This is a genomic window from Rhodococcus sp. MurmanLake-1 (assembly GCF_056945715.1).
The window spans coordinates 81048-104773 of record NZ_JBWZNF010000004.1; the positions used below are offsets into that span (position 1 = coordinate 81048).

Consider the following 23726-nt stretch of genomic DNA (forward strand, 5'->3'; position numbering starts at 1 on the left):
ATTTCGTTTCTCAGTTCACCCTAGGTACTGGTTGCCGCGGCTAGTCTCGAGTCAGAGATTGGTCGCGGCGATCAGAACCCACAAGGATGTGAGCCAGGAATGACAGACCGTGTACGGCAGCAGGGCACAGGCCTCGACGAAGCGACGTTGTTGACGCGTCTTCGCGAGGCCTTTTTCACGCACATCGACGAGGGTGACAGCGACGACGTCATCAACGGTCGATCGGATCGAGTCCTGCTCGCGCATCTCGCGCTCGGGAGGCAGCGGACGCCAGGCACGGCTGTATGGCGTGTGTACCGCCCGTCAGGATCCGAGGGTCTCGGCGCTGCCGTCCAGATCGTCACCGACGACATGTCGTTGCTCGTCGAGTCCGTTACCGCGATGCTCAACCGACAAGGCGTGGGAATCAGTCAATTCGCCCATCCGATCCTGACGGTTGAACGCGACAACGCGGGCAATCTGATTTCCTTGGGCGACAGCGGTATCCAAGAATCCTGGATGCACGTCCAGTTGGACTCCGAAGTCGAGGATTCCGATCTCGACGCGATCGAAGCCCACCTCGGCAAAGTGCTCGCGGACGTCCGCCAGGTGGTTGGTGACACCCCGGACATGAAGGCACTGCAACTGCGCGTTGCCGACGAGTTGGAGAGTGCTGCAGAAACTGCCTCCGGGAGGATCACCCCCGAAGAATTCTCCGATACCGCTCGGCTGCTCCGGTGGATGGCGGACGGAAACTACGCCGTACTCGGATACCGGCGATTCGAGGGCACGAAGGACGGCTCACGCACGGTCGCCGGCAGCGGGCTCGGCGTGCTGCGCTCCGACGCGGTCACCGAAGGCCCGATGAGTTTGCCTCCAGTTGCAGATCTCCCGGATCGACCGCTTCTGGTCCTGACGCAGGGATCGTTCCCCGCCACGGTGCACCGCGCTGTCTACCCGTACTTCGTGGGTGTCTCGATCCTCGACGACGAGGGAAACATCGTGGGGGAGCACAGATTCCTGGGTGTGTTCACCGTGGTCGCACTCCACGAGAACGTCCTCGCGATTCCGCTGATCGAGCGACGCGTCCGCGAAGTCATCGCGCGTGCCGGTGTCGACCTGCATTCGTACTCCGGGCAGGCGATGCTCGAGGTCATCCAGTCCTTCCCGCGCACCGAGTTGTTCTCGAGCGATGCCGAGACCTTGTTCGAGACCGTCCACGCCGTGCACAGCATCGGGCTGCGTCGACAGGTGCGACTCTTCGTCCGCGAGGACACGTTCGGACGGTTCGTATCCTGCTTGGTGTATCTGCCTCGCGACCGGTATACGACGCGGGTGCGACTGGCGATGCAAAACCTGTTGTGGCGCGAATTCGGCCCAGGCACAGTTGATTACACCGCCCGGGTTACCGAGAACGATCTTGCGCTGTTGCACGTGACGATCCGGCGCGATCCGGACAGTGAGCCGGTTCATCTGGATGTCTCCGAGGTCAACCGCGAGCGAGTTCAGGCCCTGCTGACCGAAGTCAGTCGTAGCTGGGACGACCGCATCAACGACCTTGTTCGCGACATTCCGGGTGTGGATCCGGAACTGGTGCAACGGTATTCGCGGGTGCTTCCCGATGGATACAAGGAGGACTTCGAACCGTCACGCGCGCTGGCCGACATCGCCAGGCTCGAGGCGTTGGCGCCAGGCGCGATCGACGTACTGCTCTATCGCGCTGTGGACTCCGCGCCCGGTGCCTGGCGCTTCACGCTCTTCGTCGGCGGCGACGGTATCTCGTTGAGTCAGGTGCTCCCCGTGCTGCAGTCACTCGGCGTCGAAGTTCTCGACGAGCGACCGCACGTCGTGCAGCGACTCGACGGCGTTCAGTGCTGGATCTACGATTTCGGATTGTCGGTACCGGCGGATCTTCGGGCGTCGGTCGAGATCGACCTCGATGCGCAGGTGCCACTCGAGACCAGTACCGCCCCGCTGACCGAGGTCCAGAAGCGATTCACGGCTGCATTCGGTGCAGTCTGGTTCGGCCGGGCAGAAGCTGACCGATTCAACGAGTTGGTGCTGCGGGCCGGAATGTCCTGGCGGCAAGCCGTGGTGTTGCGTGCTTACGCTAAGTATTTGCGCCAGGCCACATTTCCGTACAGTCAGTTCCACATCGAAGGAATCGCGCTTACGCACCCGCAGACCGCGTTTGCATTGGTGCAGTTGTTCGAGGCGATGTTCGACCCCGAGAAGCAGGACGACATCCGCGTCGCCGAATTGGACGAGCAGTTGCGTGCGTCCATCGACGAGGTACTCAGCTTGGATGCCGATCGCATTCTGCGTGGAATGTTCTCCTTGGTGAAGGCGACCTTGCGTACCAATTTCTACGTCGTCGACGCCGACGGCCGCTCTCGCGACTACCTGTCGGTCAAGCTCGATCCCTCGCGGATCAGCGAGTTGCCCAAGCCGCGGCCGGCTTTCGAGATCTACGTGTACTCACCCGAGGTCGAAGGCGTCCACCTGCGATTCGGCGCAGTCGCGCGCGGCGGACTCCGCTGGTCCGACCGGCGCGAGGATTTCCGCACCGAGGTGCTCGGCTTGGTGAAGGCTCAGGCCGTCAAGAACGCGGTGATCGTCCCGGTCGGCGCCAAGGGCGGCTTCGTCGTGAAGAATCCGCCTCTGCCGACGGGTGATCCGGCCGCTGATCGAACGGCGACGCTGGAAACGGGCAAGGCCTGCTACACCACGTTCATCTCCGGATTGCTCGACATCACCGACAACGTGCACGCGGCCACCGGCGAAGTTGTGACGCCGGATCGAGTGGTGCGCAAGGACGATCAGGATCGCTACCTGGTGGTCGCCGCGGACAAGGGCACGGCGACGTTCTCGGATCTCGCGAATTCGGTTGCCGCCAAGTACGACTTCTGGCTCGGCGACGCGTTTGCCTCCGGTGGCTCCGTGGGATACGACCACAAGGGCATGGGAATCACCGCTCGCGGCGCCTGGGAAAGCGTCAAGCGGCACTTCCGCGAACTCGGGGTCGACACGCAGACGCAGGATTTCACGACGGTAGGCGTCGGCGACATGAGCGGAGACGTGTTCGGCAACGGAATGCTCCTCAGTCGGCACATCCGTCTGGTGGGCGCGTTCGACCATCGACACATCTTCCTCGATCCGAACCCGGATGCAGCGAGCTCGTTCGTCGAACGTCAACGACTTTTCGAGTTGCCACGGTCGTCATGGGCCGACTATGACAAGAGCCTGATCAGTGAAGGTGGCGGCGTCTGGGACCGCACGGTCAAGTCGGTTCCGATCGCCGAAAGCGTCCGGATCGCACTGGGTCTGGCCGAGGGGGTCACGAAGCTCTCGCCGCCGGAATTGATGCAGGCGATTCTGTCGGCACCGGTGGATCTGCTGTGGAACGGCGGAATCGGTACATACGTCAAAGCGTCGACCGAGACCAATGCGCAGGTTGGCGACAAGAGTAACGACGCCGTGCGTGTCGACGGTCAAGATCTGCGGGTCAAGGTGATCGGGGAGGGCGGCAACCTCGGCGTCACTGCTCTGGGAAGAATCGAGTTCAGCGCCAGCGGCGGTCACATCAACACCGACGCCATCGACAACTCGGCCGGCGTCGACTGCTCCGATCACGAAGTGAACATCAAGATTCTTCTCGATTCGCTCGTGCGTTCGCAGTTACTGCCCACGCAGGAACGGAATCCGTTGCTGGCGTCGATGACCGACGACGTGGCGGCGCTGGTGTTGGCGGACAACATTGCTCAGAACGCGCTGCTCGGAATCTCCCGCGTGACCGCGCCGCAGATGCTCGGTGTTCACCGCCGTCAGTTGACGGATCTGACCAAGGCACGTGGCCTTGACCGCAAGCTCGAGGCGTTGCCGACCGACAAGGAGATCGAGCGTCGACTCGAGGCCGGTGTGGGTCTGACGTCGCCGGAATTGGCGACGCTGACGGCGCACGTGAAGCTTTCACTCAAGGACGATCTGCTCGCAACCGAGTTGCCGGACAACGATTTCTTCGCCCAGCAGATCCCGCAGTACTTCCCGACCGCTGTTCGCGATCGGTTCGAAACGGAGATCAAGGCACACCCGTTGCGGCGGCAGATCGTCGCGACGATGCTCGTGAACGAAGTGATCGACAACGGCGGAATCACGTACGCCTACCGCTTGGCCGAGGAGACCGGAGCGAGCAGTACCGACTCGATCCGTGCCTACGCCGCTGTGCGAGAGGTCTTTGCGCTCGACGAGGTGTGGTCGCGAATCCGCTCGGCCGGCGTCAGTGCAGAGATCGAAAACGAGCTGATCGTGGAGTCATGCCGCTTGCTCGACCGCGCGTCGCGGTGGTTCCTGGCCAATCGGCCCCAGCCGATCGCGGTCGGCGCCGAAGTTGCGCGCTACTCGGCAGCGTATCGGGCGACGGCGCCGCTGGTTCCGGGGCTGCTCGCCGGCCACCAGCTCGACGATCTGCTCGTGCGCGCTCAATCCGTGATCGATCGCGGGGCTCCGGAAGCGTTGGCGCTGGACGTGTTCCGACTGCTCGACGTCTACTGCCTGCTCGACATCGCGGATATCGCCGACATCGCAGATCACGACATCACCGAAGTCGCGGAGCTGTACTACGTCTTGGACGCGCATCTGGGAATCGACTGGCTGCTGAGCGCGGTCTCGGGACTCGAGCGCGGCGATCGCTGGCACTCGCTTGCTCGGCTCGCGTTGCGAGACGACCTCTACAGTTCGCTGCGGCAGCTGACGATGGAGGTTCTGGCCGGCGGCGAGCCGGGGGAGTCGCCGCAGGAGAAGATCGACGAATGGGAATCGACCAACGCCTCGCGGCTGAGTCGGGCGAGGGCAGCTCTCGTCGAGATCTTCGAGTCTGGGACGCTTGACCTCGCGACGCTCTCGGTGGCGGCGCGTCAGGTTCGTAGCATGGTGCGCAGCATGGGCACCCGATCGGAGGTAGGACGTTGAGCGAAGGATTCCACGCCGAAGTTGTGGTTCGGTGGTCCGACATGGATGCCTTCCAGCACATCAACCACGCACGGATGGTGACGTTGCTCGAAGAGGCGAGGATTCCTTGGTTGTTCGAAGACTCGCGCCCGACGGTCACCCTGCGTGACGGGGCTGTGATTGCCGATCTCCATGTGCGGTACCGCGGGCAACTGCGGCACGAAGATTCACCGCTCGATGTCTTCATGTGGGTGGAAAAGGTTCGCGCGGTGGACTTCACCATCGCGTACGAGGTTCGCCCCCGCGGCGCCGATCTCAGCGTCCCGCCGTCCATCGTGGCATCGACTCAGATCGCGGCCTTCGATATCGACACTCAACGGCTGCGCCGCCTCAGCGGGCCCGAGCGGGAGTACCTGGAGAGCTGGCAACGTGCATGAACGTGTACTGACCGTGCCCGAGGAGGCCGAGCGAAAGAACTTGGCCGGCTTCATCGGTCACGCCTTGCGTTTGGACGAGTCCGCGGTCATCCGAATGCGCCGACGCGGCGATGCGCACCTGAGCGTCTGGGCGTCAACGGGTTTCGACGCTCTGGCGACGCGAACCGTGGCGGGCACCATCAACCCTGACGACACGTCGGCTGCCGGCGATCAGTTGCTCTCGGCGGTGGAGCAGGCAACAAGTGAGCTGATCGATCCGGGGTTCGCCATGGATTCGGCGTGGCGTGGGGCGTTGCCGCCGATGGACGGCTTCGAGCACCTGGACGACGTACCCGCCCGGGTGTTGATCGAACTGGCGCAGCGGGGCAACGCCTTGGCGCTCGAGCATGGAAGTAGCCACGGCCCGCCGGCGTCGTTGCTCGATCAGGACGTGCTCGAGGTCAGTGGTCCGTCAGGCACGGTCGGGATCTCGATGCGAGTTATTTTTGCCTTGACCGCAATGGGATTCGTTCCGCACGCCGGATCCGAAGCGATGACTGCGGACATCGATCTCGAACAGATCGACGCGTCGGAACTGGTTCGGGTGCGGGCGAGTAGATCGTGGGTGCGCCTCGATGCACGGTTTGGTTCGATCTACCGTCACCGCGGTGGTTCGATACCGCTGATGGTTGCGCGGTAGGAGTTCAGGCGACGGCCACCACCAGCGCGATGGGGCCGCCGCCTGACGACGTGCGAGAGTGTTCGGTCAGATCAGCCACGCCGCAGCGTTGACGGGCAACTGACCGTCGACGAGTGGTGCGCTGCTCAACAGCAGCTGCCCGCTCGGCAGTGCGATCGGCACCTCCGTGGTGTTGAGAGCACAGATCAGACCGCCGCGTCGACGGAAAGCGAGGCAGCCGGGGGGACTGCCGTACCAATCGATGTCGGTGCCGGAAAACTCCGGCCTGGCGCTACGAAGTTCGAGGGCGGCGCGATACAGCGAGAGCATCGAGTCGACGTCCTCGATCTGAGCCTCCACGGTGAGCGTCGACCACTCGGCCGGCATCGGCAGCCAGGTACTCGCACCGGTGGTGAATCCGAAAGGCGGCTCGGTTCCTTCCCAGGGAAGGGGCACTCGACAGCCGTCGCGTCCTCGCTCGGCATGTCCGGATCGTTCCCAGACCGGGTCCTGTAGTGCATCGTCGGGCAGGTCGACGTTCGGCAGGCCGAGTTCGGCTCCGTTGTAGATGAAGCTCGCGCCCGGAAGCGCCAACTCGACGAGGATCATCGCCCGTGCGCGTTGCGTCCCGATCTCGCCCCCGCCGTAGCGCGTGACTTCACGTTCGACGTCGTGATTCGACAGTGTCCACGTGGGCACACCCCCGACCTCGGCGACGGCCGCGAGGGAGTTCTCCACGGCCTCTCGGACGGACTCGGCGGAGAATTCGGTTTCTGCAAGCCGGAAGTTGAATCCGAGATGCAGTTCGTCTGGCCGGATGTATTCGCCGAACTTCTGGTTGTCCTTCACCCAGATCTCGCCGACGGTCATCGCCTCCGGGAACTCGTCCATGACCTTGCGGATGCCGCGGTGGATTTCGTGAACTGCCGGATTGTTGAACCGCGGGTCGTCGTCGGAATTGCGCATGAGCTCGTTGAGCTCCCAGTCGTGGTCCGGCAAACCGTCCGGCTTGGCCATTCCGTGGGCCACGTCGATGCGGAATCCGTCGATTCCGCGCTCGAGCCAGAAGCGCAGAGTCTTGGCGAGGTCGTCGAAGACCTCGGGGTTGTCCCAGTTCAGGTCCGGCTGTTCCTTGGCGAAGATGTGCAGGTACCACTGGCCGGGTGTTCCGTCGGCTTCGCTGACGCGGGTCCATGCCGGGCCGCCGAAGATGCTCGGCCAGTTGTTCGGCGGTTCGTTGCCGTTTTCACCTTTGCCGTCTCGGAAGATGTAGCGGGATCGCTCCGCAGAACCTGGCGCCGACGCCAGGGCTGCCTTGAACCACTCGTGCTGATCACTCGTGTGGTTCGGGACCAAGTCCATGGTGACCTTGATTCCGCGCTCGTGGGCCGACGTGATCAGCGAATCCATCGTCGCCAGATCGCCGAACAGGGGATCGATGTCGCGAGGATCCGAGACGTCGTAGCCGTGGTCTGCCATCGGTGACTTCATCACCGGGCTCAACCAGATCGCGTCGATGCCGAGCAGCTCGAGGTAGCCGAGTTTCTCCTCGACTCCGCCGAGGTCGCCGATACCGTCACTGCCCGAATCGGCAAAGGAACGCGGATAGATCTGATAGAAGACCGCCTCGTTCCACCACGGGGCTTCGGGCCGGCTTACAGAGGACGAATCCGCGGGGGTGCTCACAGCAGTTCATAGTGCCAAACGTCTGGCACTCTCACGACTTGGACACGGCAAAAGCGTGACTCTTTACCTAGCCTTGGTGTACTTTGCATTCACGCGGTGACTTCATGTGGCAACTTTGGTGTTACTGCCGGGGGAGAAGTATCGAGAATACAACCAAGGGGGCTTGGCCTTGACTTTGTCGGCAATCGAAGCGGTCAGTTTGGATCACGTACTGCTCGACGATGATCCGATCAACCGGGACTGGATAATCTTCGGCACACCGGTTGCACGGTCGGCGCAATGGTCGGCGAGTAAAGACGGGACCACGACTACGCACGTCTGGGATTGCACGAAGGGGCGCTTCCGCTGGTACTTCCATGCGGACGAAATCGTGCACATCATCGAAGGGTCGGTCACCGTTCAGGGCGACGGAATCGCGAAACGAACCCTGGGCGTCGGCGACGCCGCACTGTTCCGGGCGGGCAGCTGGTCGGAGTGGGAGGTCGAAGAGTACGTGCGCAAGCACGCAATCTTGAGTTCTCCGCTACATCCCACGGTGTCGTTCGGGGTACGGGCAGCCCGCCGGATCGCGCGTGTGTTCAGGCCGAAGGCGAAGTAAACGGTCAGATGGCGGAGTTCACCATGGACGCAGCAGCCATCTCCATGTAGTCGATCAACTGCTTGCGGTGCACCGGGCTCAGGGTCTTCTCGTCGATGGACGCGATGGCGACGTGCATGCACCTAAGCCACGCATCACGCTCGATCGGGCCGATCACGAAAGGATTGTGGCGCATCCGCAGACGCGGATGCCCACGCTCCTCCGAGTACGTGTGCGGCCCGCCCCAGTACTGCTCGAGGAACATCCGCATCCGCCGCTCGGCCGGGCCGAGATCGGCCTCGGGGTAGAGCGGGCGCACAACCTCGTCCTTCGCGACTTCTTCGTAGAATCGCGCGGTGAGCTTGTGAAACGTCTCGGCTCCGCCGACGGCGTCGTAGAAGGTCTGCTGCACGTCGTGCTGTACGTCATTCATGGCAAGTTCCATTGTGCCTGACGGCCGTAGTGGTCGGTTTCCGGGTCGACGACGGTTGCATCGGGTCGGAATGCGTACCCATTCACCGGAAATTCACCGGCCGTCCTGGCAATTTTGTTCGAAATGGGAGTGCGTAACGCGATCATCCGTGGTCAACTTGGGGGCAGTCTCCCGGAGGTCGTATGAAGAACCGACATGCTGCACGCAATCACCGACAACTCCAGCCCACTAGCGCGCGGAACGACCACGCGTTAGGGGCTGTTCTGGAAGTTGTTCCTGACGGGTTCGCGCACACTGCTGACCCACTCTTTTCCGAAGAGCATTCTCACCTCGAGATGTTCCCTCCCGATCGCGTTGTGCCCGAGTGGGTAAAACGTCGGGTGCTACTGCTCAACGTCACGTACGAACCGCTGACCGCCCTTCCTGCCAGGCGCGCGGTCGTACTGATGGCCTGCGGCAAGGCCGATACCGTCCACGAGGACGAACAGGGCCCGGTAGTCCATTCTGCGGACTGGTCGGTGCAGGTTCCCTCGGTCATTCGATTGCGCACCTACGTGCGCGTTCCGTATCGCGCCCGCATCCCCATGACCCGTGCCGCACTGATGCATCGTGACCACTTCCGATGTGCGTACTGCGGAGCCAAAGCCGAAACCATCGACCACGTCGTTCCTCGCAGCCGAGGTGGCGGGCATTCGTGGGAGAACTGCGTCGCGTGCTGTGCCCCCTGCAATCACCGCAAGGCCGACAAGATGCTCAGCGAACTCGGATGGACTCTCCGTGCGGAATTGGTTCCGCCGTCCGGACCGCATTGGCGTCTGCTCGCGGCGACCAAGGAATTGCATCCGGCGTGGATGCCGTATCTCGGCGTGGGCGCAGCCTGAGCTATGTGTCGGCGTGGGCGCAGCCTGAGCTATGTGTCGGCGTGGGCGCAGCCTGAGCTATGTGTCGGCGTGGGTGCAGCCTGAGCGGCGTTCTGTCGTCACCGAAACGAAATTGCCCGAGAATTTGTGGCCCTGACGCTTTCCTTCCTGGCGTTCTGGGCTACGTTATCTGGTGTGAGCATTCTCGAGGTAGTACTGATATACGTTGGGATTCCGGCCTTGATCACCGCGTTCTTCGCGGCTGCGTCCTTCCTCGGGAAGAAGACGCCGGGACCGGTTCCGCCGGCGTTCCATCTCGGTGAGTCGTGGGATCACGCTCCCGTGCTGTGGAGTGCTGTCGACGAAGTCACCGTTCGCGGTGGCCATCACGGCAGTGCACACGCAATCGAAGCCGGTTCGGCTGATCTGATCGGAGGGTCCGCAAGTGGCAAGTGGTGATCATTCGACCGCGCTCGCAGTAGCGCCCGAGGACCTGCCCGTCGGCAGCGTCGTCACGTCCAGCGGACGCGTTTCCGGTGTGCACCGCATCGGCGAGCCGTTCACCGACGATCTTCCGTTCGAGACCATGGATCTGGTCGCGCTCGACGTCGCGATGACCGAAGCGACGCGGGCCACCAAGGTGCGATTCAACGCCTACATCGGTGATCTCGGTTCTGATCCGGCAGCGGGTGCCGACGCACTGTTCCCGACCACGCCCGAAGCCGAGCGTTCCGTGCTGATCGCCGTCTCGCCCAACCAGCGCACCGTCGAGGTACGCAGCGGGCGGGCAATCGCCGATCGGGTCACTGATCGCGTTACCCAGCTCGGAGCAACGGCAGCTGTTGCATCCTTCAGTGAAGGCAACCTGATCGACGGACTGATCAGTGCCATCCGCGTTATGGCAGCCGCAATTTCAGCGCCGTAACTGTTTGTCAGACACAGGCCGGTGCCCGCGTCGATTCGTGAGAATCGACGCGGGCACCGGCCTTTCGCATGTCAGCTCGCGTCGAACTTTCGTGCTGCGAGTGAACGAACCACACCAGCCTGGCCTTCGACGACCAGACGACGTAACGCGGGAGGGATGTCGCCTTCGAGGAATCGGTCTGCCGCCGCGACGGATTCTGCGGAGATCGACCACGCCGGGTAGAGCCCGATGACGACGGTCTGTGCCACTTCGCTCGAGCGTCGTTCCCACACCGCCGCGATGTCGGCGAAGTAGCGGGAGACGAAGGGTTCGAGCAATTCGTCCTGGCCTTCGCGAGCGAACCCGCCGATGATCGATCGTGCGGTGATGTTGGGCACCGAGTCGTCGCCGACGACCTTCCCCCAGACCTCTTCCTTGACAGCGGCCTGCGGACGTCCGGCCGCGGCCGCCGCGGCTTGACGAGCGCCCGCAGCGGTCGGGTCACGCTGGGCTTCGGCGTCGATGAACGGAGTTGCGGTTCCTTCGGCGTCGATCTCACCGGCAGCTGCCAGTGCCCCGACGATGCGCCAGCGCAGGTCCGTGTCGACGATCAGGCCGTCGAGCCCAACGGTGGAGGGATCGGCGTCGAGCAATTCGCGCAGTACCTCGGTGTGCCACGGTGAGAGTGCTGCACCGGTGAGTGCGTTGACGAATGCCAGCTGGTGGTCGGACCCGGGCTCTGCCTCACGCGCGAGTTCGAGCAACCGATTGGCGAAGCTCGCCGCGCCTTCGGCCTCGGCCCAGGCCGGATCTGCGTAGGAGCCGATGGCGGTTTGGGCTTGGAGCAAGAGACGTTGCACCACACCGACTTCGGTCTCCGAACTGATACCGCGCTCGACCAGTGCGACGAAGTCGCGTGCCTTCAGTTCGGCCTGACGGGTCATTTCCCACGCCGCCGACCAGACCAGGGTGCGGGGGAGTGAGTCGGTGATGTCGCCGACCCGCTCGATCGCCGTCGCCAAAGATTCGGGATCGAGTCGCACGGAGCCGTAGGTGAGATCGTCGTCGTTGACCAACACGAGTGCACCGCGGGCGACGCCGACAAGTTCGGGGACATCCGTGCTTTCCACGGCATCGAGGTCGAGTTCGACGCGATGGCTTCGTACCAACTTGCCGTCGACGTCGTCGTAGATGCCGATGGCGATCCGGTGGATTCGCCGCTCGCCGGCGCCTGGTGCCGCACCGTCCTGCAGGACGGCGAAGCGGGTGAACTTTCCGTCTGCGTCGACATCGAAGTCGGGGCGCAGGATGTTCAAACCGGTGGTCTTGAGCCACTGTCGACCCCAGTCGGAAAGGTCACGGCCCGAGGACTTCTCGAGTGAGCCCAGCAGATCGTCGAATGTTGCGTTTCCGAATGCATGCTCACGGAAGTACTCACGCAGTCCGGCGAGGAACGGCTCGAGTCCGACGTATGCGACCAACTGCTTGAGGACGCTGGCGCCCTTCGCGTAGGTGATGCCGTCGAAGTTGACCTCGACGGCAGCCAGGTCCGGAATGTCCGCGGCAATCGGGTGCGTCGACGGCAACTGATCCTGGCGGTATGCCCACGACTTCTCGACGTTGGCGAACGTCGTCCAGGCGTTCGTGTACTCCGTGGCCTCGGTCTGGCACAGGACCGAAGCGAAGGTCGCGAACGACTCGTTGAGCCACAGGTCGTCCCACCACGCCATCGTGACGAGGTCGCCGAACCACATGTGCGCCATTTCGTGCAGCACCGTCTCGGCACGACGCTCGTACGAGTAGCGGGTCACCTTGGACCGGAAGACGTAGTCCTCGAGGAAGGTCACGGCGCCGGCATTCTCCATCGCGCCCGCATTGAATTCGGGGACGAAGAGCTGGTCGTACTTGCCGAAGGCATAGGGAACACCGAAGTTGCGGTGGTAGAAGTCGAATCCCTGCTTGGTCTCGGTGAAGAGCCGCTCCTCGTCCATGAACTCGGCCAGCGAAGCGCGGCAGAAGATTCCGAGCGGGATGTCGCCGTGCTCGTCGGAGTAGTTGTCGGTCCACTGCGCGTAGGGACCGGCGATGAGCGCCACCAGGTACGTGCTCATCTTCGGGGTGGTCCGGAAAACGTGCTTGCCGGGATCGGCGGCAAGGGTCTCGACGACCGCGGAGTTGGAGATGACCTTCCACGACGTGGGAGCGGTGACGTGGATGTCGAACGTGGCCTTCAGATCGGGCTGATCGAAGCACGCGAACATGCGCTTGGCGTCAGCCGTCTCGAACTGTGAGTAGAGGTAGACGGCGTCATCGGTCGGATCGACGAATCGGTGCAGTCCCTCGCCGGTGTGGGAGTAGATGCAATCGGCCTCGATGACCAACTCGTTGTCGGCAGCGAGGTCGGGAAGGCTGATGCCCGTCGACTCGTCGTAGTCGGAGACGTCGAGTGCGGTGCCGTTGAGGACCGCGGAATGGACTCGGGCCGCGACGATGTCGATGAAGCTGCTTGCTCCGGCCGTAGCCGTGAACGTGACGGTGGTCTTCGAAGAGAACGTCTCCTCGCCGGGTGCGTCGTTGCCGTCGGTGAGATCGAGTTCGATCAGATAGTTCTCGACGGTCAGGATTGCTGACCGTTGCGCTGCGGTTTCGCGTGTCAGGTTCGGTGCGACCACAAAGATCTCCTCGTAGATGGTGCGGATCTATTACGTCCATCCCATCACGAAGAGAACGGCTTTACTCAAGCGGACACTTCTGCCAGCGGAATCTCCGGATCGGCCAGCCGCTCCGGATCGACAGGACGCGAAGAGGCGACCAATTCCTTGATGGCGTCACCGGCATCCCAGATGTTCACGTTCATGCCGGCGAGCACCTTGTTCGCGGAATCGAGCCAGAAGGCCAGGAACTCGCGCTTGTCGACGTCGCCGCGAGTGACGACACGGGAGTAGCCGCCGTGCGGCGCGTGACCCACGTATTCCATCCCGAGGTCGTACTGATCGGTGAAGAAATACGGCATGCGCACGTACTCGGCGGGCCGACCCAACATGGTGTCTGCGGCCGTCTCGGGTTGGTTGAGTGCGTTTGCCCAGTGCTCCACCCGAATTCGTGCATTCAGAATCGGATGCTGTGCGGCCGCGATGTCGCCTACTGCAACGACGTCGGGGTCGCTGCTCTGCAGACCGGCGTCGACGAGAACTCCGTTGTCGACGTCGATACCCGCCTCCGACGCCAACTCGGTGTTCGGCAACGCGCCGACAGCAATCAACACGGCGTCGGCCGGAATCACGGTGCCGTCGCTCAAAGTGACGCCGGCGGCGTGATCGCCGTCGACAGAGATTGCGCTGACGTCCGTGCCGGTGCGCAAGTCGACGCCGTTCTGGCGGTGCAGAGCGGCGAAGACCTCACCCATTTCCGGGCCCAGGGTCGATTCGAGCGGAAGGCCGGCATGTTCGAGCACGGTGACGTCGACGTCGAAACCGCGAGCCGACGCGGCAATTTCGAGACCGATCCAGCCGGCACCGATCACGACGAGTTTCTTGTCGGCGGCCAGGGTGCGCAGTAGCGCAGCGGCTTGATCGACTGTTCGCACGTAGTGAACGCCCTCGGCGTCGGACCCCGGGATGTCGAGGCGCCGCGAACGTGAGCCGGTGGCCAAGGCGAGCTTGTCGTAGCTGATCGTGGAACCGTCCGGAAGTGACACGGTGTGCGCAGCGGGGTCGATGGCCGTTGCCGTCGTTCCCGGACGAAGATCGATGTGATGGTCGCGGAACCACTCGCCGTCGTGGACGGTGAATTCGGGGAGTGTCTTCTTGCCTGCGAAGAACTCTTTCGACAGCGGCGGCCGCTCGTACGGAAGGTGGTCTTCTTCGCTCAATACGGTGATCTCACCGTCGAAATCTCTGTCACGCAGGGCTTCTGCGATCTTTGCGCCCGCGAGCCCGCCGCCGACGATCACGAATCTCCGGTTGGTGCTCATTACTGAACCACTCCTTCGTACTCGTTTCTTTTCGACACTACTGCGATCGGAAGGTGGTTCGGGGGAAAGCGCGGGAAGGATTACGGGTTCATGATTGTTGGCAGAACGGGAGTATGTCCCCGATCTGATAGAACCTGACCGACAAGAACTGATAGGGAGTTTCTTCGTGAGCGCAACCTCGAGTAAGACCACGGACACTGCTGACTTCTGGTTCGACCCGCTCTGCCCGTGGTGCTGGATCACCTCGCGCTGGATTCTCGAGGCCCAGCAGGTACGCGACATCGAGGCCAAGTTCCACGTGATGAGCCTTGCGGTTCTCAACGAGGGCCGCGACCTCCCCGACGAGTACCGCGAGATGATGACCAAGGCCTGGGGCCCGGTCCGCGTCGCTATCGCTGCAGCGCAGCTGAAGGGTGACGAGATCCTGCTGCCGCTGTACACGGCCATGGGTACGAAGATTCACAACGAGGGCAACAAGGACTTCGCCGACGTCATCAAGTCGTCGCTCGCCGAGGTCGGACTGCCGCCCGAACTGGCCGAGGCTGCCGACACCGACAAGTACGACGAGGCACTGCGTGAGAGCCACCACAAGGGCATGGACGCCGTCGGACCCGACGTCGGAACCCCGACGATCCATGTCAACGGCGTGGCGTTCTTCGGTCCCGTGCTGTCACGTATCCCGCGCGGCGAGGATGCAGGCAAGGTGTGGGACGGCGCCGTCGCGCTGGCCGGCTACCCGCACTTCTTCGAGCTCAAGCGGACCCGCAACGAGGATCCTCAGTTCGACTGAGCGGTAGTGAGCGCCGGATTTCGGTAGAGCTGACCGGGCCGGAAGAACAGATGCCCTGAGTGCGTGCGGTTGCGAAGCGCGGCCGCACGCCAGGTCAGCACCGGATGCGACGACAAGATGTTGACGAACCACGGGAAGAAACCGGATTCGAGTGTCGCGCGATCGGCGAGTTCGTCGAACCCGACCAGACCCACGAGATACTTTCCGGCGCCGAGGACACCCATGGCGCCCGGTGCGCCCTGTGGGCGCATGTGAAAACCGAAGTTGTCTGCCGTGTACTCCATGGAACGCGACAGCGAAGATCCGATCACCGGAATGTAGTTCGACGCGAACTGTCCCCACTGGCGCCAGTACGACGCATGCCCAGCAGCGATGTGGCCGACCTCGTGACCGATGATGAATGCGAGCGCATCGGGCTCGCGGGCCTGCCCACCGACCTCGAACAGGTCGCTGTATACGACGACGAAACGCCGAAATCCGTGCCCTGACGCAAATGCGTTGATCCGTCCGTTCCCCAGCACGACGTAGGCATCCGGCGGAGTTTTCATGCCGAACCGTGCCGCGGCCTCGGCAACCAGCTGATACCCCTCCGGAAATTGCGAAGGCGTCATCTTGATTCCGTTGACCTGCTGCGATCCGTACAGCTGACCTCGCGCGAGGAACAGCAGGATCGGAGCCGCGAGCACCACGAGGATCCACGTCGACAGATCACCCGCAGCGATCAGAACGATCGCCACCACATAGGTGACGACTGTCGTCAGAACGGCGAGCACGAGTAGCGGGATTTCCCACGGGTGGCGAACCGCGTCACTGCCTGGTGACACACGAACGGCGGGTGCAGCGGCCTGGCCGTTGACGGGGTACATGGGCACCACGATAGGTGCGCTCGCGCGGCGATGCGTGTTCCTGAAAGTGTGACGTCGACCCGGGTGCGCCCGGCTGTTCGGGCCTGAGAGAATTGTCGCCATGCGCGTATACCTGGGTGCCGACCATGCCGGATTCGAACGTAAGAACGAGATCATCGAACACCTCAAAGCGAACGGCCACGAGGCCATCGACTGTGGTGCTCACGAGTACGACGCCGTGGACGACTACCCGGCATTCTGCATCGAAGCCGCAAAGCGCGTCGTTGCCGACGAGGGCAGCCTGGGAATCGTCCTGGGTGGCAGTGGCAACGGTGAGCAGATCGCCGCGAACAAGGTTCCCGGCGCACGGTGCGCTCTCGCTTGGAGCGTCGAAACGGCGAAGCTGGCCCGCGAGCACAACAACGCTCAGCTGATCGGCATCGGTGGACGTATGCATTCCCTCGAGGAATCACTCGCCATCGTCGATGCTTTCCTCGCCACCGCATGGTCGGGTGAAGAGCGTCATCAGCGTCGTATCGACATCTTGTCCGAGTACGAGAAGACCGGCGTCGCACCGGCTCTGCCGCAAGCCTGATCCGAAAGTTGTTCCGTGCCTGAAGGTCATACCCTGCATCGACTGGCACGGTTGCATGCCCGCAAGTTCGTCGGTTCACCGGTCCGCGTCCTCAGCCCGCAAGGCAGATTCGCCGAGGACGCGCGTCTGGTGGACGGACACGTACTCACGTCCTCGGATGCCTGGGGGAAGCACCTCTGGCACACCTATGACAACGGATTGACAGTTCACGTACACCTCGGGCTGTACGGAAAGTTCACCGACTCCGCCCTGCCGATGGAAGAACCGGTAGGCCAGGTCCGGATGCGAATGGTCGGTGCCGATTTCGGCACCGACCTTCGTGGTCCCACCGCCTGCGAAGTCCTACTGCCGCCTCAGGTCGCCGCGATCGAGGCCAGACTCGGGCCGGACCCACTGCGCCGCGGCGCGGATCCACACCAGGCATGGGTGCGAATCTCCAAGTCCAAGAAGGCGATCGGCGCGCTGCTCATGGACCAAGCTGTCCTGGCGGGTGTCGGCAACGTCTATCGCGCCGAACTTCTCTTTCGCCACGGAATCAACCCCGAACGACCGGGGAATCTCGTCTCTCACGACGAATGGACTGCCATGTGGGCAGATCTTGTCGAATTGATGAAGGTTGGTGTCAGGCGCGGGAAGATGCACGTCGTTCGCGCCGAGCACGACAACGGTGATCCGGCGTACGCGAAGGATCGTCCGCGGACTTACGTTTACCGAAGAGCAGGATCGCCGTGCCGCGTGTGCGGCACACCGATCCTGCATTCCGTCATGGAGGCGCGAAACCTGTTCTGGTGCCCGGTGTGCCAGTCGGTTTAGAAGTCGAAGCCGCCGAAGTCTCCGCCGCCGAAATCGCCGCCTCCGAAGTCCCCGTAGTCGCTGCCTCCACCGTCTGCGGTGAAATCGGTGTTGTCGACACTTCCTTGATCCGCGCCGGAGTCACCGGCGTCCATACCCTGATCTCCCGAGTCGCCCTGATCTCCCGAGTCACCCTGATCTCCCGAGTCGCCGGCTCCCGTATCGCCACCCTGCGCGAAAGCTTCTGCGCCGTAAGGAACCCCGGCCATGCCGGAGAACATGGTCGAGAACAGCATCATCGAACCCAGACCCCAGGCACCGGCGACGAGGGCAGGCTTCCACCAGGGTTCGGAGTACCAGCCGGCCGGGACCGGGCGTCCGGCGACTCGGCCACCGGGGTAGTAGTTGGGTGTGTGCGACGACGGATTGGGTGATGCCGCGACCTTGCGGCCCTCGAATTCGATCTCACGGTCTTCGGTGACCGAACCCGCAGCCTTCTGTCCGTCGATGGAAGGAACTTCCGGTCCCGGATCCATGCCCATTGCCACCCGCGCCGCGCGGATGTAGTAAAGCCCTTCCAGCGCAGTCTGTTTCGCGAGACGTGCCTGAACCGGCGTTGCTGCCTGATCGATCTGCGAGCCTGCGGCGTTGTACCGTTCGGCCGCGTCGGCGAGGGCTTGGCGCGACGCGTCGTCACTGCCGGTCAGGTTGTAGACCTGACCGCCGAGGCGTTCGATCGCCTGCCTGGCATCGGCTTTCGCGTCGTCGAGTTGTGTTGCGCTGTGGCCGGAACCGCGTTGCTGGCTTTTCATGACCAGAAATACGACTACGGCCAGAACGACGAGTATGAGAAGAATCGTGGTCACGAGTGGCCTCCCGAGCAGAATCGATCCGGACAACTCCAGGATACGGACCACAGGGGAGTGGCCTGAGTGCACAAAGTCTGAACACAAAAAATCCGCACCGGCCAGGCCGATGCGGATTTTTGTGGAGTTTCCCTCCTCATGGAGGGGATGACGGGAATCGAACCCGCGTGATCAGTTTGGAAGACTGAGGCTCTACCATTGAGCTACATCCCCGTGCATACGACAACTCGGGATCGCCGTGTTCGTCGTCTGCGATACGAAACTGTACCCAATGCCCCACCGGATTTCATAATCGGGGGGTTGGAGAAGTTCGATACCGTCGTTCACCTGGGGAATTGCCGAAATGCCCGGCGAGTCGGGGTGTCTTGCCTTGCGGCCCGGCTTCTAATTCCGGCTGTCATCACGTTTCGTTCAGCCAAGGCTGTATGTGGCGGCGGTCGGATGACATACTGACGGGGTCGGACAGGCGGGCCGTGTACAAACGACGGTCGGGTTCGTGAGAGAGTAGTGAGCGCGATAGGGTTGTGCGCGGTCACCGGTGGTGGCTGCCTTTGTGGCCCGCTGTCTTTGTGGCCTCGGATGGCCGTATCGTGTGTTTCATGTGATCGGAAACGGGATGTAGCGCAGCTTGGTAGCGCATCCGCTTTGGGAGCGGAGGGTCGCAGGTTCAAATCCTGTCATCCCGACAAGTACGTACATGGCACTTCACCTCCAGTAAGTCCGGGAGTGAAGTGCCGCGCCAGACAGCAGTACCGATTCAACACAAGTTGTGAGCAAGACCAGACGAAGGAGCGAAGTTTCGTGAAGAGCACCGTCGAGCAGCTCAGCCCGACGCGAGTCCGTATCAACGTTGAGGTGCCCTTCGCGGAACTCAAGTCTGATTTCGACAAGGCCTACAAGGCCCTCGCGCAGCAGATTCGTCTCCCCGGCTTCCGTCCCGGCAAGGCTCCGGCTCGCCTCCTCGAAGCACGTGTCGGTCGCGGCGCTGTGCTCGAGCAGGTCGTCAACGACGCTCTGCCGTCGCGTTACTCCGAGGCTGTCACCAGCGCCGGCGTGAAGGCCATCGGCCAGCCCGAGATCGAGGTCACCAAGATCGAAGACGGCGAGCTCCTCGAGTTCACCGCCGAGGTCGACGTGCGCCCCGAGATCGAGCTCCCTGACTTCAGCTCCATCAACGTCGAGGTCGATCCGATCGAGATCACCGACGAAGCCATCGAAGAGCAGTTGCTTTCGCTGCGTCAGCGTTTCGGCACCCTCACCGGCGTCGACCGCGCAGTCGAGGACGGCGACTTCGTCTCCATCGACCTGTCGGCCACCGTCGACGGCGAGAACGTTGCCGAGGCAACCGCTAGCGGACTGTCGCACGAGGTCGGATCGGGCCAGCTCATCGAGGGCCTCGACGAAGCCATCATCGGCCTCAAGGCGGGGGAGTCCAAGGACTTCACGTCGACGCTGGTCGCCGGCGAGTACGCGGGCAAGGAAGCTGTTGTCACCGTGACCGTGCAGACGGTCAAGGAGCGCGAGCTTCCGGCTGAGGACGACGAGTTCGCTCAGCTCGCCAGCGAGTTCGACACCCTGGAAGAACTGAAGGCTGACCTCCGCGAGCGCGTCGCACGCGTCCGCAAGGTCGAGCAGGCCGGTCAGATCCGCGACAAGGTTCTCGAGCAGCTGCTCGAGACCGTCGAGGTTCCGTTGCCGGAAGCCGTCGTCAAGGCTGAGGTCGATGCTGCACTGCACGACGCCGTTCACGGTCTCGATCACGACGAAGAGGCACTGAACAAGCTCCTCGAAGAGCAGGGCAGCAGCCGCGAAGAGTTCGACAAGGATGCCCAGGAAGCCGCTGAGCGCTCCGTCAAGACGCAGCTCTTGCTCGACTCGATCGCCGATGCGGGCAACGTCACCGTCGGTCAGGACGAGCTCACCGAGCGCATCCTGTTCCAGGCGCAGCGTTACGGCATGGCTCCTGAGCAGTTCATCCAGCAGATCCAGCAGGCCAACCAGCTCGGCGCCGTCTTCGCAGACGTCCGTCGTGGCAAGGCTCTCGCGTCCGTCGTCGAGTCGGCCGGTGTCAAGGACACCTCCGGCGCCGTTGTCGACACCGCTGAACTGTTCGGCAGCAGCGAGGACGAAACCGAAGCGGATGCGTCTGATTCCGCCGAGAGCGAAGACAAGTAAAAACGCAGGCGGACGGGTGTTTTCACCACGATCGACTGCACTGAGTTTTCCGCTTTGAGCGAAGTAGGGCGGCACCGGGACTCCGGTGCCGCCCTACTTCGTTACTGTCTGTGTCAGTAGAAGTGTTTCGCATAGACGATCCACCGCACAAGTAGATCCACATAGAAGGCAGGTACCGTGACTTCCAATCACCTGGAGACTTTGCAGAGTCCCGCCATGACTTCAGCGACCGCTGGGTTGAACCTCAGCGACTCGGTGTACGAGCGCTTGCTGCGAGAGCGCATCATTTTCCTCGGTACCCAGGTCGACGACGACATCGCCAACAAGCTGTGCGCGCAGATCCTGCTGCTCTCGGCCGAGGACCCGACGCGAGACATCTCGCTCTACATCAACTCGCCCGGTGGATCTGTCACCGCAGGTATGGCGATCTTCGACACGATGCAGTTCGCCGAGTGCGACATCGCCACCTTCGGTATGGGCCTTGCGGCGTCGATGGGTCAGTTCCTGCTCTCGGCAGGCACCAAGGGCAAGCGTTACGCACTGCCTCACGCCCGCATCATGATGCACCAGCCGTCCGCCGGTATCGGTGGTTCCGCCAGTGACATCGCGATCATGGCCGAGCAGTTCAAGCACACCAAGCGCGAAATGGCCGAGCTGATCGCTCAGCACACCGGCCAGACGGTCGAGCAGATCACCGCGGACTCCGACCGTGACCGTTGGTTCACGGCGAAGGAAGCTCTCGAGTACGGCTTCGTCGACCACGTCGTCTCCCGTGCGAATCAGGCCGGCGGCACCGGCAACTGAGCCGGTTCGTCCATCCTTTCGCTGCCCAATTCATACTTTGGAGAACTGATGACCAATCTTTTCGGAGCTAACTCGCTGGGCGGCCAGGCGCCGTCGGGCCCCCAATCGCGTTACATCCTGCCCCAGTTCACGGAGCAGACCAGCTACGGCGTCAAGACGTCCGACCCGTACAACAAGCTGTTCGAGGAGCGCATCATCTTCCTCGGCTCGCAGGTCGACGACGTCTCCGCCAACGACCTCATGGCACAGTTGCTGGTTCTCGAATCGCAGGATCCGGACCGCGACATCACCATGTACATCAACTCGCCCGGTGGTTCGTTCACCGCGCTGATGGCGATCTACGACACGATGCAGTACGTCCGTGCCGACATCTCCACCGTCTGCCTCGGTCAGGCTGCTTCGGCAGCTGCTGTGCTTCTCGCCGGTGGTACGCCGGGCAAGCGCTTCGCGCTCCCCAACTCGCGCATTCTGATTCACCAGCCGGCCACGGGCGGCATCCAGGGTCAGGTTTCCGATCTGGAGATCCAGGCTGCGGAAATCGAGCGTATGCGTCGACTCATGGAGAGCACGCTGTCGCTGCACACTGGCAAGGATCCGGAGACCATCCGCGTCGACACCGATCGCGACAAGATCCTCACGGCCGAGCAGGCCAAGGAGTACGGCATCATCGACGACGTGCTGGCTTACCGGAAGCTCAGCGCACAGAAGTAGTCGATTTCCGCCTCGTGTCGAGGATCTGTATTCCGATTCCCGACACGAGGCGGACACGTCGAGAAGTGCCTGGTGGAGCGCTCGCCAGGCTGAGATCTCGACTCTTTTCTTTTTTATCCGCAGGCGAAACGCCGAGAACAGGTCGACCCCGTTCGGGATCTGCGGGTACCGTCACTTCACGGGCTGGTTCTCGACCGGCGTTCTGCGATTGTTCGACCAGATTTGTTCGATCGGTTTGTTGATCAGTTTGTCTGATCCGACAACTTCTGATCTGACAACTTCTGATCTGATACCGAGTACTGCGGAGCGTCTCGACCGATCGAGTGGCGGCGAGTGCACGTACATGATGGAAAGTAGGGACCTCACGAGATGGCACGCATCGGCGACGGCGGGGATCTGCTCAAGTGCTCTTTCTGCGGCAAGAGTCAGAAGCAGGTCAAAAAGCTCATTGCAGGACCCGGGGTGTACATCTGCGACGAGTGCATCGACCTCTGCAACGAGATCATCGAAGAGGAATTGGCCGAGTCGAGCGAGGTCAAGCTCGACGAGCTTCCCAAGCCTGCGGAGATCCGAGAATTCCTCGAGAACTACGTCATCGGTCAGGATTCCGCCAAGCGGACGCTGGCCGTGGCCGTCTACAACCACTACAAGCGCATTCAGGCCGGAGACAAGGGCCGTGATGCGCGGGGTGAGACGGTTGAGCTCGCGAAATCCAACATCTTGATGCTCGGCCCCACCGGCTGTGGCAAGACGTACCTCGCTCAGACTCTCGCGAAGATGCTCAACGTCCCGTTCGCCATCGCCGATGCGACGGCGTTGACCGAGGCCGGCTACGTCGGTGAGGACGTCGAGAACATTCTGCTCAAGCTGATTCAGGCTGCCGACTACGACGTCAAGCGCGCCGAGACCGGAATCATCTACATCGACGAGGTCGACAAGATCGCTCGCAAGAGCGAGAACCCGTCGATCACGCGTGACGTCTCCGGCGAAGGTGTTCAGCAGGCGTTGCTGAAGATCCTCGAAGGTACGCAGGCGAGCGTCCCGCCGCAGGGTGGTCGCAAGCATCCGCACCAGGAATTCATTCAGATCGACACCACGAACGTGCTGTTCATCGTCGCGGGCGCTTTCGCTGGTCTCGAGCGGATCGTCTCCGATCGTGTCGGCAAGCGCGGTATCGGTTTCGGCGCCGAGGTTCGGTCGAAGGCCGAACTGGATACGGTCGATCGTTTCGCCGAGGTCATGCCGGAGGATTTGATCAAGTTCGGTCTGATTCCCGAGTTCATCGGCCGTTTGCCGATGATCGCGTCGGTGACCAACCTCGACAAGGAATCGCTCGTTCAGATCTTGTCGGAGCCCAAGAACGCTCTCGTCAAGCAGTACCGTCGTCTCTTCGACATGGACGGCGTCGAACTCGAGTTCACCGAAGAAGCGCTCGACGCTATTGCCGATCAGGCGATCTTGCGTGGAACCGGCGCTCGTGGCCTGCGCGCCATCATGGAAGAGGTTCTTCTTCCGGTGATGTACGACATCCCCAGCCGTGACGACGTCGAAAAGGTGGTCGTCACCGCGGAGACCGTCAACGACAACGTACTTCCGACCATCGTTCCGCGTAAGCCGGAGCGTGGCGAGCGTCGCGACAAGACGGCGTAGAAACTTCAAAACGACTGTGGCCCGGTATCTCTCGCGAGATGCCG

20 protein-coding genes and 2 tRNA genes are annotated in these 23726 nt (G+C 62.6%); 15 read left to right on the forward strand and 7 right to left on the reverse strand.

All coding sequences use genetic code 11. From position 1 onward, the window contains the following. Positions 1-99: 99 nt before the first annotated feature. From AC2ETI_RS13230 to AC2ETI_RS13240, 3 genes are read left to right on the forward strand one after another with little or no spacing between them, the layout of a single operon-like run. Entirely contained in the window at positions 100-4947 is a 4848-nt protein-coding gene (locus tag AC2ETI_RS13230; protein WP_483634021.1) for an NAD-glutamate dehydrogenase, read from the forward strand. After that, on the forward strand, positions 4944-5363 hold the full coding sequence (locus tag AC2ETI_RS13235; RefSeq protein WP_029255682.1) for an acyl-CoA thioesterase: 420 nt from the start codon (positions 4944-4946) through the stop codon (positions 5361-5363). Before AC2ETI_RS13230 ends, AC2ETI_RS13235 begins: the two co-directional genes overlap by 4 nt. After that, on the forward strand, positions 5356-6042 hold the full coding sequence (locus AC2ETI_RS13240) for a DUF8010 domain-containing protein (protein ID WP_020970006.1): 687 nt from the start codon (positions 5356-5358) through the stop codon (positions 6040-6042). Before AC2ETI_RS13235 ends, AC2ETI_RS13240 begins: the two co-directional genes overlap by 8 nt. Positions 6043-6108: 66 nt before the next feature. Here the strand turns inward: AC2ETI_RS13240 and AC2ETI_RS13245 are convergent, their stop codons facing one another. Beyond that, on the reverse strand, positions 6109-7707 hold the full coding sequence (locus tag AC2ETI_RS13245) for a glycoside hydrolase family 13 protein (RefSeq protein WP_060939155.1): 1599 nt from the start codon (positions 7705-7707) through the stop codon (positions 6109-6111). A 106-nt stretch (positions 7708-7813) separates the two neighbouring features. On the opposite strand from AC2ETI_RS13245, the gene AC2ETI_RS13250 reads away from it, so the two are divergent. Further along, positions 7814-8305, forward strand: a complete 492-nt coding sequence (locus tag AC2ETI_RS13250) for a cupin domain-containing protein (protein ID WP_078377508.1) — start codon at positions 7814-7816, stop codon at positions 8303-8305. 4 nt (positions 8306-8309) lie between these two features. Here AC2ETI_RS13250 and AC2ETI_RS13255 read toward each other — a convergent pair whose 3' ends face one another. Then, entirely contained in the window at positions 8310-8717 is a 408-nt protein-coding gene (locus AC2ETI_RS13255; RefSeq protein WP_003944464.1) for a globin, read from the reverse strand. Between the two features lie 182 nt (positions 8718-8899). Here AC2ETI_RS13255 and AC2ETI_RS13260 point away from each other — a divergent pair, with 182 nt between their 5' ends. From AC2ETI_RS13260 to AC2ETI_RS13270, 3 genes are all read left to right on the forward strand, one after another. Next, a complete protein-coding gene (locus AC2ETI_RS13260) occupies positions 8900-9598 on the forward strand; it encodes an HNH endonuclease (protein WP_020908239.1) in 699 nt (232 codons plus the stop codon). Positions 9599-9772: 174 nt separating this feature from the next. Beyond that, entirely contained in the window at positions 9773-10036 is a 264-nt protein-coding gene (gene ctaJ, locus AC2ETI_RS13265; RefSeq protein WP_007730943.1) for an aa3-type cytochrome oxidase subunit CtaJ, read from the forward strand. Beyond that, on the forward strand, positions 10023-10502 hold the full coding sequence (locus tag AC2ETI_RS13270) for a DUF5130 domain-containing protein (RefSeq protein ID WP_019749092.1): 480 nt from the start codon (positions 10023-10025) through the stop codon (positions 10500-10502). The genes ctaJ and AC2ETI_RS13270 overlap by 14 nt, the downstream gene beginning before the upstream one ends. A 71-nt stretch (positions 10503-10573) precedes the next feature. Here the strand turns inward: AC2ETI_RS13270 and pepN are convergent, their stop codons facing one another. Both pepN and AC2ETI_RS13280 read right to left on the reverse strand, forming a co-directional pair. After that, a complete protein-coding gene (gene pepN, locus AC2ETI_RS13275) occupies positions 10574-13153 on the reverse strand; it encodes an aminopeptidase N (protein WP_283384931.1) in 2580 nt (859 codons plus the stop codon). A 65-nt stretch (positions 13154-13218) separates the two neighbouring features. Then, the gene (locus tag AC2ETI_RS13280; RefSeq protein WP_020908238.1) at positions 13219-14454 is read right to left on the reverse strand and encodes an NAD(P)/FAD-dependent oxidoreductase; all 1236 of its coding nucleotides are present in this window, start codon (positions 14452-14454) and stop codon (positions 13219-13221) included. Positions 14455-14620: 166 nt separating this feature from the next. Here AC2ETI_RS13280 and AC2ETI_RS13285 point away from each other — a divergent pair, with 166 nt between their 5' ends. Next, complete coding sequence (locus tag AC2ETI_RS13285) at positions 14621-15244, forward strand: DsbA family oxidoreductase (RefSeq protein ID WP_003944541.1); 624 nt, start codon at positions 14621-14623, stop codon at positions 15242-15244. Here the strand turns inward: AC2ETI_RS13285 and AC2ETI_RS13290 are convergent. Continuing rightward, positions 15232-16110, reverse strand: a complete 879-nt coding sequence (locus AC2ETI_RS13290; RefSeq protein ID WP_021333424.1) for a M48 family metallopeptidase — start codon at positions 16108-16110, stop codon at positions 15232-15234. The two genes, AC2ETI_RS13285 and AC2ETI_RS13290, sit on opposite strands and share 13 nt — an antisense overlap. 100 nt (positions 16111-16210) lie before the next feature. Here AC2ETI_RS13290 and AC2ETI_RS13295 point away from each other — a divergent pair, with 100 nt between their 5' ends. Both AC2ETI_RS13295 and AC2ETI_RS13300 read left to right on the forward strand, forming a co-directional pair. Beyond that, entirely contained in the window at positions 16211-16684 is a 474-nt protein-coding gene (locus AC2ETI_RS13295; protein ID WP_003944571.1) for a ribose-5-phosphate isomerase, read from the forward strand. Between the two features lie 15 nt (positions 16685-16699). After that, on the forward strand, positions 16700-17497 hold the full coding sequence (locus tag AC2ETI_RS13300) for an Fpg/Nei family DNA glycosylase (RefSeq protein WP_483634022.1): 798 nt from the start codon (positions 16700-16702) through the stop codon (positions 17495-17497). On the opposite strand, the gene AC2ETI_RS13305 is transcribed toward AC2ETI_RS13300, so the two are convergent. Then, complete coding sequence (locus AC2ETI_RS13305; protein ID WP_483634088.1) at positions 17494-18288, reverse strand: DUF1542 domain-containing protein; 795 nt, start codon at positions 18286-18288, stop codon at positions 17494-17496. The genes AC2ETI_RS13300 and AC2ETI_RS13305 overlap by 4 nt on opposite strands. Positions 18289-18481: 193 nt before the next feature. Then, positions 18482-18555: transfer RNA gene (locus tag AC2ETI_RS13310), tRNA-Gly, on the reverse strand. A gap of 399 nt (positions 18556-18954) precedes the next feature. Here AC2ETI_RS13310 and AC2ETI_RS13315 point away from each other — a divergent pair. The 5 genes from AC2ETI_RS13315 (at position 18955) to clpX (ending at position 23682) form a co-directional block, all read left to right on the forward strand. Further along, positions 18955-19028 (forward strand) — tRNA-Pro (locus AC2ETI_RS13315). 115 nt (positions 19029-19143) lie between these two features. Next, entirely contained in the window at positions 19144-20517 is a 1374-nt protein-coding gene (gene tig / locus AC2ETI_RS13320) for a trigger factor (protein ID WP_019749086.1), read from the forward strand. Positions 20518-20733: 216 nt separating this feature from the next. Beyond that, positions 20734-21321, forward strand: a complete 588-nt coding sequence (locus tag AC2ETI_RS13325; RefSeq protein WP_007730960.1) for an ATP-dependent Clp protease proteolytic subunit — start codon at positions 20734-20736, stop codon at positions 21319-21321. A 48-nt stretch (positions 21322-21369) separates the two neighbouring features. Further along, positions 21370-22032, forward strand: a complete 663-nt coding sequence (locus AC2ETI_RS13330; RefSeq protein WP_003944539.1) for an ATP-dependent Clp protease proteolytic subunit — start codon at positions 21370-21372, stop codon at positions 22030-22032. A gap of 369 nt (positions 22033-22401) precedes the next feature. Continuing rightward, the gene (gene clpX, locus AC2ETI_RS13335; protein WP_003944582.1) at positions 22402-23682 is read left to right on the forward strand and encodes an ATP-dependent Clp protease ATP-binding subunit ClpX; all 1281 of its coding nucleotides are present in this window, start codon (positions 22402-22404) and stop codon (positions 23680-23682) included. Positions 23683-23726: the final 44 nt, after the last annotated feature.

Coding starts and splice junctions, on each gene's coding strand:
- AC2ETI_RS13230 (WP_483634021.1), top strand. CDS start 100: ATGACAGACCGTGTACGGCAGCAGGGCACAGGCCTCGACGAAGCGACG.
- AC2ETI_RS13255 (WP_003944464.1), bottom strand. CDS start 8,717: ATGAATGACGTACAGCACGACGTGCAGCAGACCTTCTACGACGCCGTC.
- AC2ETI_RS13260 (WP_020908239.1), top strand. CDS start 8,900: ATGAAGAACCGACATGCTGCACGCAATCACCGACAACTCCAGCCCACT.
- AC2ETI_RS13280 (WP_020908238.1), bottom strand. CDS start 14,454: ATGAGCACCAACCGGAGATTCGTGATCGTCGGCGGCGGGCTCGCGGGC.
- AC2ETI_RS13290 (WP_021333424.1), bottom strand. CDS start 16,110: ATGTACCCCGTCAACGGCCAGGCCGCTGCACCCGCCGTTCGTGTGTCA.
- AC2ETI_RS13295 (WP_003944571.1), top strand. CDS start 16,211: ATGCGCGTATACCTGGGTGCCGACCATGCCGGATTCGAACGTAAGAAC.
- AC2ETI_RS13305 (WP_483634088.1), bottom strand. CDS start 18,288: ATGAAAAGCCAGCAACGCGGTTCCGGCCACAGCGCAACACAACTCGAC.
- AC2ETI_RS13325 (WP_007730960.1), top strand. CDS start 20,734: ATGACTTCAGCGACCGCTGGGTTGAACCTCAGCGACTCGGTGTACGAG.
- AC2ETI_RS13330 (WP_003944539.1), top strand. CDS start 21,370: ATGACCAATCTTTTCGGAGCTAACTCGCTGGGCGGCCAGGCGCCGTCG.
- clpX (WP_003944582.1), top strand. CDS start 22,402: ATGGCACGCATCGGCGACGGCGGGGATCTGCTCAAGTGCTCTTTCTGC.